Consider the following 15,876-nt stretch of genomic DNA (forward strand, 5'->3'; position numbering starts at 1 on the left):
TCAGGCCACCCTCTCCAGCACCACCAGCGAGCGGTCCGGTACGCAGACCGAACCGCCGGTCTCCACGGTGGTGCTCTTGTCCTGGTCGGGTTCGGCGGTGCTGATCACGAGCTCCCAGCGCTGGCCGAACTCGGCCGGCGGCGGGGTGAAGTCCAGTGGCGCGTCGTGGGCGTTGAAGCAGAGCCAGAACGAGGCGTCGTGGTGGCGTTGGCCGTACTGGCCGCGTTCCCGGATGCCCTCGCCGTTGACGAACAGCGCCACCGAGCGGCCGAAGTCGTTGCCCCAGTCCTCGCCGGTCATCTCCCGCCCGTCCGGGGTGTACCAGGCCAGGTCGGGCAGGGGCTCGTCGACCCCGCGACCGTGCACCGGCAGGCCGGTGAAGAAGCGGCGGCGCTGGAACACCTGGTGCTGGCGGCGGAACTCGACCAGCCGGCGGGTGAAGTCGAGCAGGTCGGTGTCGACCGCGTCCCAGTCGACCCAGGCCAGTTCGCTGTCCTGGCAGTACGCGTTGTTGTTGCCCCGTTGGGTGCGGCCCAGTTCGTCGCCGTGGCCGATCATCGGTACGCCCTGGGACAGCAGCAGGGTGGCGATGAAGTTGCGCTGCTGCTTGGCGCGCAGCGCGCGTACGCCCGGATCGTCGGTCTCGCCCTCGACGCCGCAGTTCCAGGAGCGGTTGTGGCTCTCGCCGTCGCGGTTGTCCTCGCCGTTGGCCTCGTTGTGCTTGTCGTTGTAGGAGACCAGGTCGGCCAGGGTGAAGCCGTCGTGGCAGGTGACGAAGTTGATGCTGTGGAAGGGGCGGCGGCCGTCGTCCTGGTAGAGGTCGGCGGAGCCGGAGATCCGGGAGGCGAACTCGGCGAGGGTGGCCGGCTCGCCGCGCCAGAAGTCGCGGACGGTGTCCCGGTACTTGCCGTTCCACTCGGTCCACTGCGGTGGGAAGTTGCCGACCTGGTAGCCGCCGGGGCCGACGTCCCACGGCTCGGCGATCAGCTTGACCCGGCTGACCACCGGGTCCTGCTGCACCACCTCGAAGAAGGTGGAGAGTCGGTCGACCTCGTAGAACTCGCGGGCCAGGGTGGCGGCCAGGTCGAACCGGAAGCCGTCCACGTGCATCTCGGTGACCCAGTACCGCAACGAATCCATGATCAGTTGCAGCGAGTGCGGGTTGCGGACGTTGAGACTGTTGCCGGTGCCGGTGTAGTCGACGTAGAACTGCCGATTATCTTCCGACAGGCGGTAGTAGCTGGGGTTGTCGACGCCCTTGAAGCTGAGCGTCGGGCCGAGGTGGTTGCCCTCGGCGGTGTGGTTGTAGACCACGTCGAGGATGACCTCGATGCCGGCCGCGTGCAGCGCCTTGACCATGCCCCGGAACTCCTGCACCTGCTGGCCCAGGTGGCCGAGTGCCGAGTAGGCGTGGTGCGGGGCGAAGAAGCCGATGGTGTTGTAACCCCAGTAGTTGCGCAGCCCCAAGTCGGCCAGGCGGTGGTCGTTGACGAACTGGTGCACCGGCATCAGCTCGATGGCGGTGATGCCGAGCCGGGTCAGGTGCTCGATCATCGGGGGCGAGGCGATGCCGGCGTACGTGCCGCGCAGCTCCTCGGGGATGCCGGGCAGCCGCATGGTCAGCCCCCGGACGTGCGCCTCGTAGATGACCGAGTGGTGGTACGGGATGCGCGGCGGGGCGTCGTTGCCCCAGTCGAAGTACGGGTTCACCACCACCGACTTGGGCATAAACTGCGCCGAGTCGGTGACGTTCATCCGCTCCGGGTCGCCGTGCTCGTAGTCGTAGACCGCCGGATCCCACTGCACGTCCCCGTCGATCGCCTTGGCGTACGGGTCGATGAGCAGCTTGTGCGGGTTGCACCGCAGCCCGTTGCCCGGCTCGTACGGGCCGTGCACGCGGTAGCCGTACCGCTGGCCGGGCCCGATCCCCGGGATGTACGCGTGCCAGACGTACGCGTCCACCTCGCGCAGTTCGACCCGGCGTTCGTGTCCGACGTCCCACTCGTCGAAGAGGCACAGTTCGATCTTGTCCGCCACCTCGGAGAAGATCGCGAAGTTGGTGCCCAACCCGTCGTACATGGCCCCGAGGGGGTACCGCTCGCCCGGCCAGACCTGCATGTCGCTCCTTCGCACCACGTGTCACGGGCGCGCGCCCGCACCCGTGAGCACACCCGTCCGGGGGATCCCCGCGGATGCGCGCGGCGGTAATGCCCCGCACGGTCCGCCACCAATCCATCCGATCGGGTGAATGCCTGGTATCCGCCCGGCTGATGCGAGATGAACCCTTGTGGTGCCGTCCGTCACTGTGGCCGTCCTCAAGGTGCGGAATCACCCATCATGCCGTTTCCTTGTTACCGGGCAAGCTCTCGCGTGCCCGAAACCCTACGCTGTTCCCCCGCCGCCACCGACGCCGGCGCGTTTTCTGCTGCACGGACGGAGACTGATGTGACGACCCTGCGGGTCGGTGGGCGTACCGCCACCGCCGCGGACCGGATCCACCGGCCCACCCTCACCTCGCGCCCCCAGATCCCGGCCCAGCCCGGTCCGGCCACCCCGCCGCGCACCCACCGCATCCTGATGCTGTCGTGGGAGTTCCCGCCGGTGCTCGTGGGCGGCCTGGGCCGGCACGTACACGCGCTCTCGGTGGCCCTGGCCGCTGCCGGCCACGAGGTCACCGTCGTCACACGTCACTGCGAGGGCGCTCCGCTGGAGGAGTACGTCGACGGCGTCCGGGTCGTCCGCGCCGCCGAGGACCCGGTGGCCTTCCCGCTGGCCACCGAGAGCCTGCTGGCCTGGACGATGGCGTTCAACCACACGCTGACCCGGGCCGCGCTGCGCGCCGCCTCCTCCGGCGGCTACGACGTCATCCACGCGCACGACTGGCTGGTGGCGCACGCCGCGATGACCCTGCGCGACCACCTGGACCTGCCGCTGGTCAGCACCATCCACGCCACCGAGGCGGGTCGGCACCAGGGCTGGCTGCCCGAGGAGATGAACCGCACCATCCACGGCGTCGAGCACTGGCTCAGCACCGAGTCGACCCGGGTGGTGGTCTGCTCCGGGTACATGCGCGAGGAGGTCAGCGCCCTGTTCGGCGTACCGACCGACCGCGTCGACGTGGTCCCCAACGGCGTGGAGCCGCACCGGTGGCGGGTGTCGGCCAGCGCGGTGGCGCAGGCCCGGGCCCGATTCGCCGGGGACGGCCCACTGGTCACGTTCGCCGGGCGACTGGTCTACGAGAAGGGCGTGCAGCACCTGATCGCCAGCCTGCCCAAGCTGCGGGAGCGGCACCCCGGGCTGCGTGCGGTGATCGTCGGCGACGGGCCGTACCGTGGCGAACTGGAGGCCGACGTGCACCGGCTCGGCCTGGGCGGCATGGTCAGCCTGCCCGGCTTCCTCGGCGGCACCGACCTGCCCGCGGTGATGGCCGCCTCGGACTGCTTCGCGGTGCCCAGCATCTACGAGCCGTTCGGCATGGTGGCACTGGAGGGCGCCGCCGCCGGCGCCCCGCTCGCGGTCGCCGAGACCGGCGGCCTCGCCGAGATCGTCGAGCCGGGCGTCACCGGGATGACCTTCCGGCCGCACGACCCGGACGCGCTGACCGACGCGGTGCACGCGGTGCTCTCCGACCGGGAGCGCGCCCGCATGCTGGCCCGTCGCGCCCGCGCCATGGTGCACGAGCAGTACGGCTGGGCGGCCATCGCCAGCCGCACCGGCTCGGCGTACGCGACGGCCATCGCCCAGGCCCCGAACGTCGCCGCCGAACGCGCCGCCCAGCAGATGGCGCTCGGCCGGTCGCGCCCGGTGGTCCCGGACGGCAACCTGCTGGCCGCCGCCGGCCTGCGCTGACCGACACCAGCACCGTCGCACGACACGGCCCTGGCTCCCGCCGAACGCTGGAGCCGGGGCCGGCACCGTTCCGGCCGCACAGCGGAAGGGCCGCGTGGGCACTGTCCGGGTGAGGCCGCCGCCGGCCCGGAGTGGCCAGCCCGGCGGTCGGTGGCGGCGGCAGCGGTGTCGTTGTAAGGAAGGGTCCCCTCCTAACGCCTGCGGTATAGGAGGGGACCCTTCCTAACATCAGCGCTTCTCGAAGGGGAGGTAGTCCCGTTCGGTGGCACCGGTGTAGACCTGCCGCGGGCGGCCGATCTTGGTCTCCGGGTCGTTGATCATCTCGCGCCACTGCGCGATCCAGCCCGGCAGCCGGCCCAGGGCGAACAGCACGGTGAACATCTTGGTCGGGAAGCCCATCGCCTTGTAGATGAGCCCGGTGTAGAAGTCCACGTTCGGGTAGAGCCGGCGGGATACGAAGAAGTCGTCGGCGAGCGCGATCTCCTCCAGCTGCATCGCGATGTCCAGCAGCGGGTCCGGCTTGGCCATCCGGCCGAGCACGTCCTGCGCCGCGTTCTTGACGATCGCGGCACGCGGGTCGTAGTTCTTGTAGACCCGGTGGCCGAAGCCCATCAGCTTGACGCCGTCCTGCTTGTCCTTGACCTTGCGGACGAAGGACTGCACGTCGCCGCCCTCGGCCTGGATCCGCTCCAGCATCTCCAGCACCGCCTGGTTGGCTCCGCCGTGCAGCGGGCCGAACAGCGCGTTCACGCCGGCCGAGACCGAGGCGAAGAGGTTGGCGTTGCTGGAGCCGACCAGCCGCACGGTCGACGTTGAGCAGTTCTGCTCGTGGTCGGCGTGCAGGATGAACAGCATGTCCAGCACGCGGGCGATCACCGGGTCGACCTCGTACGGCTCCGCCGGCACGCCGAACGTCATCCGCAGGAAGTTCTCCACGTAGCCCAGCGAGTTGTCCGGGTACAGCAGCGGCTGCCCGATCGACTTCTTGTAGGCGTACGAGGCGATGGTGGGCACCTTCGCCATCAGCCGAACCGTGGACATCTCCACGTGCTCGGCGTCGAACGGGTCCAGACTGTCCTGGTAGAAGGTGGAGATGGCGCTGACGGCCGAGGAGAGCACGGCCATCGGGTGCGCGTCCCGGGGGAACCCGTCGAAGAACCGGCGCATCTCCTCGTGCAGCAGCGAGTGCCGCCGGATCCGCTCGGTGAACTCGGTCAGCTGCTCGGTGGAGGGCAGCTCACCGTAGATCAGGAGGTAGGAGACCTCCAGGAAGGAGCTCTTCTCGGCCAACTGCTCGATGGGGTAGCCACGGTAGCGCAGAATGCCCGCATCGCCGTCGATATAGGTAATCGCGGACGAACAGGCGGCGGTATTGACGAAACCGGGATCGTAGGTCGTCATCCCGGTCTCCTTCAGCAGCTTGCCCACGCCGATCCCGGCGGGGCCCTCGACCGCAGGATGTACCGGCATCGACAGCTGCCCGCCGGGGTGATCGAGCTTGACTTCCGTCATGTGGTTCCTCGCTTCGCCGGCAGATCTACGTTGAATTGCCTTCGCTTCTACCGTAATTGCGGTTGCGGCGACACCGCCTGCCGTGGTTCGGCGGTGAGGTATGCGTCACCCGATTCCCGACCACACGGCTGGGAAACCCCGACGACGAGGACGAACAGGCACGAAGGAAGCACGAAGAGTGTCAGTTCGCGGCAGATGCGGAACTGTCCGAGCGCTCAGTCACGCGGCCCTCGTGGGGCGACGGCGGCGCGTCGGTTTCAGGCGATGGCGAGCCGGCGCAGGTCCCCGGCGGCGCCGACGAGATACAGGTCGAGCCGGTTGGCACCGGGGCGGAAGAGCCGGTCGTCGGCGAGCAGCGCGGCGAAACGGCGACCGCCTGCGTCCGGGGACACGACCGGCACCACGGCCCCGACCACCCCGTTGACCGCCACCGCCAGCGACGTGCCGTCGGCGACCCGGTCGGGCACGGTGCCCCAGACCATCGCCGGCAACCGCCCGTCGTCCGGGTCGACGGCCCGGAAGGCGTCCTGTCCGCCGACGACAGCGGTGCCGCCGGACGGCGCGTCACCCACACTGGTCCCGACCAGGGGGTGCGGCTGCGGCGGCGGCATCGCGGCGGGCACTCCCCCAGGGATCGGCATGGGCTGCGACGGCCGGTCGTAGAAGACCTTGCCCGGCTCGGTACGCGGCGCCTGCCGGGCCGAGCGGCCGTCGACCTGCCACGGCAGCCGGATGGCCGCCTCGTCGGCGATGGTGGGCAGCAGGTCGACGTGTTCCCAGTTGCGATCGTCCACCCGCCCGGCGCGCTGCCCCGGCGTCCGGACGAACGTCGGCACCCAGGCCACCTGATCGGGGGCGGCACGGATGGCGCCCTCGCCCCGGCCCTGCGCCCCCTCGGTGAAGCTGACGCCGTGGTCGGCGGTGACCACCACCAGCGCCCGGTCCCACAGCCCGCTGGCGCGCAGCGTACGGATCGTCTCGCCGATCAGCCGGTCGGTGTAGCCGAGCTGCGCCAGGTGCCGCTGCCGGGCCAGGTCGACCCACCCCTCCCCCTCGTTCGGAAAGTCCTCGGGGGCCTCGTAACGCGCACCTGACGGCAGGTACGCCCACGGGCTGTGCGGCATCAGCAGGTGCAGGAAGTGCAGCGTCGGCCGGGACGACGGGGTCAGGCCGTTCAGGAAGCTGGTGAACCGGGCCGGCTGGTTGACGTTGAGGCTGTCCCAGCGGAACTTCGGGTCGTTCGGCACCGGTTCGGCGGCGTCGATACCCGCCTCCTCGGCGGTGCGCTCCCGGTACGAGTCCTCCGGGTCGATCCGGCTGTCGTGCGGTGCGGTGATCTGGCGTGCCAGCTTCCCGGTCTCCCGGACCAGCACCCCGATCCCCTGTTCCGGGGCGACCGGCTGCTCGCAGCGGCTGGGCGGGCAGAGCCGGGTGATGCTCTCCTCGGCCCGGATGTCGTACAGGCCGCCGAAGGCGGTGAAGAGGTTGTCCGGGTAGTGCGAGTAGTGCGGGGCGAACGGCTGGGCCGGGTAGCGGCCGGTCAGCATGGCCGGCAGCGCGTACGGCGTCCAGCCGCTGACCCCGGTCGAGTTGCGGTACCAGGTGGAGCCGGCGGCCAACTCGGCGAAGTGCGGGTAGCGGGCCGTGTCGACGCCGCCGTCCGCGCCGAGCAGCGAGACCAGCGGCAACTCGTCCAGCACCAGCATGACCACCGGCGGATGCAGGTCGCCGATCGCCGTACCGGCCGCGCCGCCGTCGCCCCGGGGCAGCACCACCGGCCCGGTCGGCGAGGCGAACAGGAACAACCCGACGAAGAGCAGCGGCCCCACGGCGGCCACCCGCAGCACCCGCCCCGGGGCCCGCCACCGCCGGTGGGCGAGCGCCGCCGCCACCCCGGCCACCGCCGCCACCAGCAGCAACGGTACGCCCCGCAGCGGCGTGACGTGCCGGCCGACCTGCACCGCCAGCGCGCCGACCAGCAGGCCGACCAGCAGGGTGTGCGTCGCCGCCCGGGTGGGGCGTCCGGCCAGCCCGGACAGCATGCCGAGCAGCCCGAGCGCGACGGTGGGCAGCACCGCGACGAGGGCGACCAGCAGCAGGATCTCGCCCCGGTCGGCCCGGTGGAACAGGAAGAAGTCCGGGCTGCGGCCGAGCACGTCCAGCAACGGCTGGGTGACTGCCAGCCCGACCAGGGCGGTCACCTCCAGCACCCGACCGCCCTCGGCCCGCCAGCCGCCCCACCCCCACCGGCGACCGGCTTTCCGGGTGCCGTCCGGGTCGCCGGGCACGACCGGTGCGGCCGGCTCGCTGGCCTCCGTCGCGTCAGCAGGTCGGTCAGCCACCCAGGGCCACCCGGTAGAGGGTGCGGGTGCCCGAGGGCAACTCCAGCCGGTCCTCGACGGTGCCGTGCGCGCCGAGCAGCGCCTCGAAGGTGTCCCGCCGGTAGTCGGGGAAGAGACCGTCGGGCTTGTTCGCCAGCAGTCGGGCGGCCATCGGGTCGTCGGGGTGGACGAACTCCACCACCAGGCGGCCGCCCCGGGCGGCGTACCCGGCGAGGCAGGCGACCACCTCGGGCAGCGGCACGTTGCGGCCGATGGCCAGGTGGTGCACCAGGGCCAGGGCGAGCACGGTGTCCGCGTCGGCGCGGGCGGCGAACGAGGCCCGCTCCACACCGCGCCAACCGCCACCGGGCGACGGGTCGGCAAGGTCCATCACCAGTGGCAGGATCCGCGGCTCGCCCTCGTCGCGCAGCGTCCGGTAGAGCCGGTCGAGCACCGCCGGATCCTGCTCGACGGCGACGACGTAGTCGGCGTGCCGGGCGGCGAGGCGGGCGTACCGGCCGTCGTTGGCGCCAAGGTCGAGCACCAGGCGCGGCCGGGCGGCGCAGGTCAGCGCGGCGACCACGAACCGTTCCTTGCCGGCCCGGTCGTCGCCGGAGTAGCCGCAGGTGCGCTGGTAGTCCACCCAGTGGGTGGCGGGGGGCCGGTGGTCGAGGCGACGGACCAGCTTCTCGATCCCCCGGACGGTGGCCAGCGCCAGTTCCCGGGTGTAGCCGGCGGCCCGCAACTGGGCACGCACGTCGGCGGTGCTGGTGGCGGCGCTGCGCCGCTGCACGCTGCCGTGCAGGTGCACGTGGGTCGGTACGCCCGGCAGCAGCCGCCGTACGCCCCGGAACAGCGGAACCATCTGCTCCGGTTCGATGCCGTCGATCCGGGCCCGCAGCCACGGCTGGAAGTCCAGCCCCAGGTGGGCGCCGAGCATCAGCGGATAGAGCAGCGTCTGGCAGAACTGCCGGTAGCCGGCCCACGGTTCGCCGTCGCGCAGCGGGGCGAACGACCCGACGTCGATGAAGACCGGCTCGATGCCACGCCACTGGAGGTTGTACGCCGAGCCGTCCTTGGTGGTGAAGCCGGCCGGCAGGGCCGCCCGAAGGATCTCCAGGTGCAGCAGGGCCGCATCGCGCAGCATCGCGAAGGACCATTCGTACGGGTGGGAGACGAACGGGATCCGCTCGTGCCGCAGCACCGCCGCCCAGGCCGGGTGTCCCGGGCCGGCCGGGTCTTGCGTGCCGGCCGGTGCGGCGGAGGGCGGCATCTGCGCGGCCGGTAGCTCCTCGGTGCCGCACACCTTGCCGGCCGCGAGCAGGGGCGGGAAGAAGGTGCTGTCCGCCAGGGCCCGCCAGTGCTGTGCCGCCGTCTCGTCCAGGGCCCGCAGCACGTCGTGACCGGCGTGGAAGACCCGGTTGGCCGGGTCGCGGAAGGAGCCGGGCTCGGGCCGCAGCTCGACGCCGGGCAGCGCCGGCCGGATCGACCGTCCGAGGTCGGGGATCGCCATGCCAGGCGGGTCAGTTCTGGTCGGTGGGCTGGCGGCGGAACCGGTCGACGAGTCTGCGCCAGTAGAGTTTGGCCGCCACCGCGACACCGGCGACGCCGCCGACCACCGCCTGCACGATCAGGCTGCCGGATCCCGCGTCCAGGTAGGCCAGGTGCTCCACCGACCGCTCCTTACTCTCGCTGTTCACTAACCCTGCCGACATCAACCGAATTGCACGTTTTGCCGGGCTCCTGCCACCGTACGCGGCTTGTCGCTGCCGGCCGGGCACAAACGCTCACTTCCCCGCGTTCGATTCGATTCCACAGCGCCGGCGATGTAAGGAGGGGTCCCCTGCCGACGACCAGCAGCCCGGCCGTCGACGACCCGCGACCGTCCCCTCCCTCATCATGGTCCCCATCGTGGGCCGACGGGCTGGGCTCCACGTGTGCGGTAGCTGTGTGCCGGCTGCGCGGACCCGCCCTGCGAGTGCGGGCTCGTCACTCGGTCACGCCGACCGGGTCGGTGCGGACGAAGCGCATCGTCCAGGCCCCCGTCCCGTCGGGTCGCTGCCGCGCGTAGAGATGGTCGGCGGCGGGCTCCGGCGCGGACACCGACCGGCGCAGCACCCACAGCCGGGGCGGTGCCCCGTCCGGGCCGGCCGGCAACGCCCGGACCAGGTCGTCGGCCGGGCCGCCAACGAAACGTACGGTCACCTCACTCATCGTGTGCTCCGCTCTCCGTTCGTCCGGTTCGTCGCCGTCCCGGCTCGCACGCTAACGCACCGGCCGCCGCCGGAGGCCGGTTTGCCCTGATCAACGACGGGGTACCGTGCCCGACGCCGCAGACAGGTGGGGCGCGGCACAGCGGCACGAGGGCGAGGAGCGGTCCATGCGGACGCTGGACGGGCGATACCGGCTCGAACAGCGCATCGGCGTCGGCGGGATGTCCGAGGTCTGGCGCGCCCACGACACGGTGCTCGACCGGCCGGTCGCGGTGAAGCTGGTGTCACCGGGGCAGCCGGACGGGGACGCCTCGGTCGAACGGATCCGCGCCGAGGCTCGGTCGGCGGCCCGCCTGGTGCATCCCAACGTCGCCAGCGTGCACGACTTCGGCACCTGCGCCGGCCTGCCCGGTCACGAGCAGCCGTACATCGTGATGGAGCTGGCCGAGGGGCTGACGCTCGCCGCCCACCTGCGCGCCGGGCCGCTGGACTGGCAGATCGCGGTCCGGGTCTGCGCCGAGGTCAGCGCGGCGCTGGCCGCCGCCCACGCGCACGGCATCGTGCACCGCGACGTGAAGCCCGCGAACGTGATGCTCACCCCGTCCGGGGTGAAGGTGCTCGACTTCGGCATCGCCTCCCCGACCGGCGCCGCCGACACCGCCCCCGAGGGCGTGGTGGTCGGTACGCCCGCCTACCTCGCCCCCGAGCAACTGCGCCGGGCGCCCGCCACCCCGGCCGCCGACATGTACGCCCTCGGCGTCCTGCTCTACTGCTGCCTGGCCGGGCGGCTGCCGTACTCGGCGGACAGCGTCACCCAGTTGCTCGCTCCACACGGGCGGCAGCCACCGCGCCCCCTTCCCGAGGTGCCGGGCCTGCCCGCCGAGGTGGCCGACCTGTGCCGGCGGTGCCTCGCCGACGATCCGGCCCTGCGGCCGACCAGCCTGGTCACCGCCCTGCTGCTGGCCGAGGCGGTGGACGCCCGGGTGTACGTGCCGATGCGCCAGCCGCTGCTGCCCCGCCAGGATCCGCCGGTGAGCCCGTGGACCGACCGGGCCGCGGCCGAGGTCACCGAGGCCGCCGCGCGGGTCCAGTGGAGCCATCATCCGCGGTGAGTTTCACCCGATCGGGCTCGGGTAGCCGGGCGGGGAGCGACGGGAGGAACGCGATGAGTTCCTGGCTGAACGAGGTTGCCACGGCCACCGCCGAGGGTGGCCACATCCACACCGACGACGAGGCGCTCTCCACCGGCCTCGCCTCTCCGTTGGCGGCACACTGCAGCGGGCTCACCCCGTCGCAGCTGCTCGCCGCCGCCTTCGCCTCCTGCCTGCACCACGCGGCGGTCGAGGCGGCCGGAGGGATCACCGACGAGGCGCACACCGTGCAGGTACGGGCGGAGGCCAGCCTCGGCCGCGACGACGACGGCCGGTACCGGGCGGACGTGCACGCCTCGATCTCGTCGGTGGGCCTGACCCGCCAGCAGCTCACCGAACTCGTGGAGCAGGCCGACCGGCTGTGGCCGTTCTCCAGCGACGACGGCGGCCGGCACCGACTGACGGTCACCTCGGCGGAGAACGGCCGGCACTGACCCGCCTGGGCGCAGCGGCCCGCACCGCCGACCCTCGCCGATCATGGCGTCGTGGCACCCGGCCCGGGGCGGTGGGGACGGTGGGGCGGGTGGGGACAGGGGGGCCGACCGCCCGGGCGGCGATGACACGGTGGGCCTAGGCGACCCTCCACCGTTCAGGGGAGGCACCGCCGGTCGTCGATAGACGGCAATGAGATCGCTATTTCGTCCTTTTCAGACCGGCAAATCCGTCATAGCGGGAACGACGGATAGCCGAGGTGCATCCGCTATCCGGTGAACCGTGCAGTATCGACCGGTCAACAACCACAAATTGTGACGCATGCCACCAAGCGGGCCGGTGGCATCGGGCCGAGGGCTTTCTAGCCTCGGCGGGTGCATCCCGACGACCCCATCGACCAGAAGCTGACCCCCGAGCCACCGACGAGCCGTACGGCCGACGGAGCATCGTCCGAATGGGCGATACGACGGCACCGCCGCGTGGCATCCCCACGCATCCGTGCCCTGTTGGCCTCCACCCCGGTCCGGGTGGCCCTCGCCACCGGCCTGACCTGCTGCCTCGGCGTGGCGGCGGTGGCCACGGCGAACCGGGACGACGAGACCCCCCGGGCCCAAGTCGCCGAGTCGGTGGCCGATCGCGCCGTGGCCGCCGAGGACGACCCCGCCTCCCGCTCCCTCGATCGCAGCCCCTCACCCACGCCCGCCAGTCCGAGCCCCAGCGCGTCGCCGAGCGCCTCGTCGAAGCCGACGCCGAAGAAGACGCCGAAGAAGACGACCTCACCGAAGCCGAAGAAGACGACGCCCGCCCCGCCGGCCCGCCCCAAGCCGGTCGCCGGGCTGACCCAGTCGCAGATGGACAACGCCAAGGTGATCGTGGACGTCGGCGTGGACCTCGACATCCCGCGCCAGGGACTGGTCGTCGCCGTCGCCACCGCCATGCAGGAGAGCACGCTGCTCAACTACGCCAGCGGGGTGCTGCCCGAATCGCAGAACTACCCGCACCAGGCCATCGGCTGGGACCACGACTCGGTCGGGCTGTTCCAGCAGCGGCCCAGCAGCGGCTGGGGCAGCGTCCGCGACCTGATGCGGCCCGCGTACGCCTCACGCGCCTTCTACGAGGCGCTGCTGAAGGTGCCGGGCTGGCAGCAGATGAGCCTGACCCTGGCCGCCCAGGCCGTGCAGATCTCCGCCTACCCGTACGCGTACGCGCAGCACGAGCAGCGGGCCGCCACGATCGTGGCCGCGCTGACCTGACCCGTCCTCGACGGTCCGGCCCGTCGTCGTACCCGGGCGGCGGCCGGACCGGCGCGGCAGTGCCGACCGTGGCGGCGGGTGTCAGGCGCGCTTGGGCAGCACGACCACCCGGCCGAAGAACTCGTCGATGCGGTGCACGACGTCGTTGAAGTCGTCCAGGTCGATCGGCTTGGTCACGTACGCGTTGGCCTGCAACGTGTAGCTGCTGATGATGTCGGTGTCGGCGTTCGACGTGGTGAGCACGACGATCGGGATGGTCCGCAGGTCCTCGTCGTTCTTGACCTCGCCCAGCACCTGACGTCCGTCCATCCGGGGCATGTTCAGGTCGAGCAGGATGACGTCCGGCCGGTGCGCCCCGATGTGCCGCCCCTCGCGGCGCAGGAACTCCATCGCCTCCTCGCCGTCACTGACCACGTCGATGACCTTGTCGACGGTGGAGCTGGCCAACGCCTCCTCGATCATGAGCACGTCACCCGGGTCGTCGTCGACGACCAGGATGTGTACCGGGTCAAGGGTGCGTGCGCCCATCGTTACCTGCCTCAGGTCTGCGAGGACGGGACCTCCCGGTCCCGCGCTGGCGGAAATCTAGCCCATCCCCGGACGGTCGGTGGTCGCCGGGTCGACGGCGTCAGCACAGTACCCCAGCACCTCGGCGAGACCCGTCACCTTGAGCACCCGCTCCACCCGGCCGGTCGCGCCGGTGACGCGCAACCAGCCACCGTGGGCCGCCGCCCGGTTGTCCCCGCGGACGAAGACCGAGATGCCGGTCGAGTCGCAGAACGTGAGGTCTGTCAGGTCGACGAGCAGCCGTCGCTCCCCGGCGTCGGCCAGCCGGTCGATGACGGCGTTGAGCTCTCCGGCGGTACTCATGTCCAGCTCACCGGAGAGCCGGAGGCGGGTCGGCCCGCCACCGAGACGCTCGGCGTACGTGACGGTGAACGTCACGGTGATCCCTCCCGCCGCCCAGAGACGGATGCTTGCAGTGGCGCAAGTATAGTGCGAGCCTGACGGCCGGCCGGATCTTACGCCTCGGCGCGCGCCGAGCGGGCGCAGCGCGCCGCCACCACCGAGCGGCCCGACCGGAGATATCCGGCGGCGCGGGGGAAGTCCTGCAGGACCCGTGCGTAGTGGCTCAGCACGGTGTCCACCGCGGCCTCCGGCACCCCGCGGCTGTTCAGTACGGCCACCAGCCAGTCGACGAACTCGGTGAACAGCGTGTCGTCGTCGACGTAGAGCGCGGCGGCCAGGAAGTCCAGGATGTACCCGAGGTCGCTGACCGTCGAGTCGAGCTGGGCCGGGATGTAGTCACGAGCTGCCGCATGCCGCTCTGCCAGGTCGGCCAGCGCACTGTCGATCAGCTCGCCGCGCCGCGAGACCAGGGCGGCGTACTCGTCGTCGGCCAGGTGCGCCAGGCGGGCCGGCGACGGTCCCGCCCACAACAGCCCCGGGCCACCTCGATGGCGGCCGGCTCGTCGGCCTCGGCGAGACAGTGCAGATACTCCTCGTACGCGGCGGCGGAGAGGACACCCCTGGTCGCGGTGATCACGAGCCGGTCGTCCCTTCCCCATCGCCGGGCGGGGTGGGCACCGCGTGCAGGTGCCGGTGTGAGCGTGGGTCGCTGCCGGTGGCGCGCAACGCGAGCACCGCGATGTCGTCGTGGTCGCGGTGGGCCAGCCAGTCGCAGGTGACCTGCTCGATCCGCTCGGCCAGGGCGGGCGCGGGCATCCGCTGGCAGCCGCTCACCGCCTGCACCAACCGGTCGGTGCCGAGCTGCTCCTCGCCCCGCCGCCCGCCGCGCGCCTCGGTCACCCCGTCGCTGTAGAGCAGGCACGTCTCACCGGCAGCGAGCCGGACGGTGACCTGGCCGACGCGCGGGTCCGGCACCACGCCGATGAGCATCCCGCGCAGCGGCAACTGCTCCACCTCGCCGGAGGCCCGCAGCAGCAGCGGCGGCAGGTGCCCGCCCCCGGCCAGGGTCAGCGACAGGCCACCGTCGCGGTGCGGCCGGAACACGCCCAGCACCAGCGTGGCGAACCGGCCCTGCCCGTGGGCCAGGGTGGTTTCCAGCAACGCGTCGTTGAGCAGGTGCAACAGTCGGCCGGGCTGCTGCTCGACCCGGTGCAGCGCATGCAGGCACTGGCGGAGCTGACCGGTGAAGACGGCCGCCTCGACGCCCTTGCCGGAGACGTCGCCGAGGAAGAACACCGAGCCGCCGTCGGGCAGCCGGTGGGAGCCGTAGAAGTCACCGCCGATCCGCAGGCCCGCCTGGGCCGGGCGGTACGCCGTCCCCCACTGCACGCCCGGCGCCTCCGCCGGTTCCACCGGCAGCAGGCTGGACTGCAGGGTGTCGGCCACCTCCGCCTGCTCGCGATAGAGCAGCGCGGTGGTCAGGGCCGCACCGGCGCGGGCGGCGAACGCGCGGATCAGGTCGAGGTCCTCCTCGGCGTACCAGTCGCTGGCCGTGCGGGCCACCAGCAGCACGCCGGCGGGCGCGTCCCGGCCGGGCAACTGCACCAGCCGGGCGCAGAGGTCGGCGGCGGACAACCCGGGCAACCACCCCGCCTCGACGGCCTGTTCGACGAGCCAGTCGACGGTGGGCGGCTGTACCCCCTGCAGGCTGTCGGCGACCGCCGGCGGCAGTTCGGTGGCGGACAGCACGCCCCGGTCCACCACCGGCGCCTCGTCGTCGGCGCGGCTGGCCCGCCACCAGCGGGCCCGACCGGAGCGCGGCGCCAGCACCAGCACCGCCACCTCCGCCAGAGTCGGTACGGCGAGCCGGACCACGGCTGCGGCGGCCCGGTCCGGGTGCAGCGGGTTGCCCAGCTTCTCGCCGACCACGGCCAGGAAGGCGGACCTGGCCCGCTCGGCCGCCAGCGCGTCGACGCGTTCGGCGCTCTCGCTGACATCCTCCACGTACCAGCAGTTCCGACCGGCCGACAGCGTCACCCGCCGGGCCCGGAGACGACGGCCGTGGTGGACGAACTCGGTCCGGTCGGCCCGCAGTCCGTCGACCGCGCCGAGCGTGCCGCCCACGGTGATCTCCGGCAGCAGACGTGCGGCGACGGGGCTCACGTGCCACACGGTGTCGTCGGGACCGCACACCACGAGTCCCTCGCGGAGGTGCTCGACCACTTCCGGCCATTCG

At 72.1% G+C, this 15,876-nt stretch carries 15 protein-coding genes; 4 read left to right on the forward strand and 11 right to left on the reverse strand.

The window, feature by feature from the left end; genetic code table 11:
* Positions 1 to 2,118 (reverse strand): glycogen debranching protein GlgX, encoded by a 2,118-nt coding sequence (glgX, locus tag ID554_RS01200; RefSeq protein ID WP_117230097.1) that lies wholly within the window; start codon positions 2,116 to 2,118, stop codon positions 1 to 3.
* A 327-nt stretch (positions 2,119 to 2,445) separates the two neighbouring features.
* On the opposite strand from glgX, the gene ID554_RS01205 reads away from it, so the two are divergent.
* Entirely contained in the window at positions 2,446 to 3,849 is a 1,404-nt protein-coding gene (locus tag ID554_RS01205) for a glycosyltransferase family 4 protein (protein WP_117230098.1), read from the forward strand.
* 228 nt (positions 3,850 to 4,077) lie between these two features.
* On the opposite strand, the gene ID554_RS01210 is transcribed toward ID554_RS01205, so the two are convergent.
* From ID554_RS01210 to ID554_RS01230, 5 genes are all read right to left on the reverse strand, one after another.
* Entirely contained in the window at positions 4,078 to 5,361 is a 1,284-nt protein-coding gene (locus ID554_RS01210) for a citrate synthase (protein ID WP_117230099.1), read from the reverse strand.
* Positions 5,362 to 5,618: 257 nt separating this feature from the next.
* Positions 5,619 to 7,649: a sulfatase-like hydrolase/transferase gene (locus ID554_RS01215; protein ID WP_117230135.1), complete on the reverse strand. Its 2,031-nt coding sequence runs from the start codon at positions 7,647 to 7,649 to the stop codon at positions 5,619 to 5,621.
* A 46-nt stretch (positions 7,650 to 7,695) separates the two neighbouring features.
* Complete coding sequence (locus tag ID554_RS01220; RefSeq protein ID WP_117230100.1) at positions 7,696 to 9,195, reverse strand: class I SAM-dependent methyltransferase; 1,500 nt, start codon at positions 9,193 to 9,195, stop codon at positions 7,696 to 7,698.
* A 10-nt stretch (positions 9,196 to 9,205) separates the two neighbouring features.
* The gene (locus ID554_RS01225) at positions 9,206 to 9,355 is read right to left on the reverse strand and encodes a hypothetical protein (protein ID WP_191088694.1); all 150 of its coding nucleotides are present in this window, start codon (positions 9,353 to 9,355) and stop codon (positions 9,206 to 9,208) included.
* A gap of 316 nt (positions 9,356 to 9,671) precedes the next feature.
* Entirely contained in the window at positions 9,672 to 9,896 is a 225-nt protein-coding gene (locus tag ID554_RS01230; protein ID WP_117230101.1) for a hypothetical protein, read from the reverse strand.
* A gap of 166 nt (positions 9,897 to 10,062) precedes the next feature.
* Between ID554_RS01230 and ID554_RS01235 the strand changes: the two genes are divergently transcribed.
* The 3 genes from ID554_RS01235 (at position 10,063) to ID554_RS01245 (ending at position 12,731) form a co-directional block, all read left to right on the forward strand.
* Positions 10,063 to 11,007, forward strand: coding sequence for a serine/threonine-protein kinase (locus ID554_RS01235; RefSeq protein ID WP_117230136.1), 945 nt, complete (start codon positions 10,063 to 10,065; stop codon positions 11,005 to 11,007).
* 53 nt (positions 11,008 to 11,060) lie between these two features.
* Positions 11,061 to 11,480, forward strand: coding sequence for an OsmC family protein (locus tag ID554_RS01240; protein WP_117230102.1), 420 nt, complete (start codon positions 11,061 to 11,063; stop codon positions 11,478 to 11,480).
* 372 nt (positions 11,481 to 11,852) lie between these two features.
* On the forward strand, positions 11,853 to 12,731 hold the full coding sequence (locus ID554_RS01245) for a hypothetical protein (protein WP_117230103.1): 879 nt from the start codon (positions 11,853 to 11,855) through the stop codon (positions 12,729 to 12,731).
* Between the two features lie 81 nt (positions 12,732 to 12,812).
* On the opposite strand, the gene ID554_RS01250 is transcribed toward ID554_RS01245, so the two are convergent.
* The 5 genes from ID554_RS01250 to ID554_RS01270 all read right to left on the reverse strand — a co-directional run bounded on the left by ID554_RS01250 (position 12,813) and on the right by ID554_RS01270 (position 15,803).
* Positions 12,813 to 13,259: a response regulator gene (locus ID554_RS01250; RefSeq protein WP_117230104.1), complete on the reverse strand. Its 447-nt coding sequence runs from the start codon at positions 13,257 to 13,259 to the stop codon at positions 12,813 to 12,815.
* A gap of 57 nt (positions 13,260 to 13,316) precedes the next feature.
* Positions 13,317 to 13,676, reverse strand: coding sequence for an STAS domain-containing protein (locus ID554_RS01255; protein WP_117230105.1), 360 nt, complete (start codon positions 13,674 to 13,676; stop codon positions 13,317 to 13,319).
* A gap of 77 nt (positions 13,677 to 13,753) precedes the next feature.
* On the reverse strand, positions 13,754 to 14,170 hold the full coding sequence (locus tag ID554_RS01260) for a hypothetical protein (RefSeq protein ID WP_223884393.1): 417 nt from the start codon (positions 14,168 to 14,170) through the stop codon (positions 13,754 to 13,756).
* Entirely contained in the window at positions 14,086 to 14,277 is a 192-nt protein-coding gene (locus ID554_RS01265) for a hypothetical protein (RefSeq protein WP_191088695.1), read from the reverse strand. The genes ID554_RS01260 and ID554_RS01265 overlap by 85 nt, the downstream gene beginning before the upstream one ends.
* On the reverse strand, positions 14,274 to 15,803 hold the full coding sequence (locus ID554_RS01270; RefSeq protein WP_396888447.1) for a PP2C family protein-serine/threonine phosphatase: 1,530 nt from the start codon (positions 15,801 to 15,803) through the stop codon (positions 14,274 to 14,276). The genes ID554_RS01265 and ID554_RS01270 overlap by 4 nt, the downstream gene beginning before the upstream one ends.
* Positions 15,804 to 15,876 lie beyond the last annotated feature (73 nt).

The organism is Micromonospora craniellae, from assembly GCF_014764405.1.
In the GTDB taxonomy this organism is placed as follows: domain Bacteria; phylum Actinomycetota; class Actinomycetes; order Mycobacteriales; family Micromonosporaceae; genus Micromonospora; species Micromonospora craniellae.

What these genes read in the sequence shown, in the direction of transcription:
- ID554_RS01250 (WP_117230104.1), bottom strand. Translation starts at nt 13,259, where the DNA reads ATGGGCGCACGCACCCTTGACCCGGTACACATCCTGGTCGTCGACGAC.
- ID554_RS01230 (WP_117230101.1), bottom strand. Translation starts at nt 9,896, where the DNA reads ATGAGTGAGGTGACCGTACGTTTCGTTGGCGGCCCGGCCGACGACCTG.
- ID554_RS01210 (WP_117230099.1), bottom strand. Translation starts at nt 5,361, where the DNA reads ATGACGGAAGTCAAGCTCGATCACCCCGGCGGGCAGCTGTCGATGCCG.
- ID554_RS01235 (WP_117230136.1), top strand. Translation starts at nt 10,063, where the DNA reads ATGCGGACGCTGGACGGGCGATACCGGCTCGAACAGCGCATCGGCGTC.
- ID554_RS01220 (WP_117230100.1), bottom strand. Translation starts at nt 9,195, where the DNA reads ATGGCGATCCCCGACCTCGGACGGTCGATCCGGCCGGCGCTGCCCGGC.
- glgX (WP_117230097.1), bottom strand. Translation starts at nt 2,118, where the DNA reads ATGCAGGTCTGGCCGGGCGAGCGGTACCCCCTCGGGGCCATGTACGAC.
- ID554_RS01240 (WP_117230102.1), top strand. Translation starts at nt 11,061, where the DNA reads ATGAGTTCCTGGCTGAACGAGGTTGCCACGGCCACCGCCGAGGGTGGC.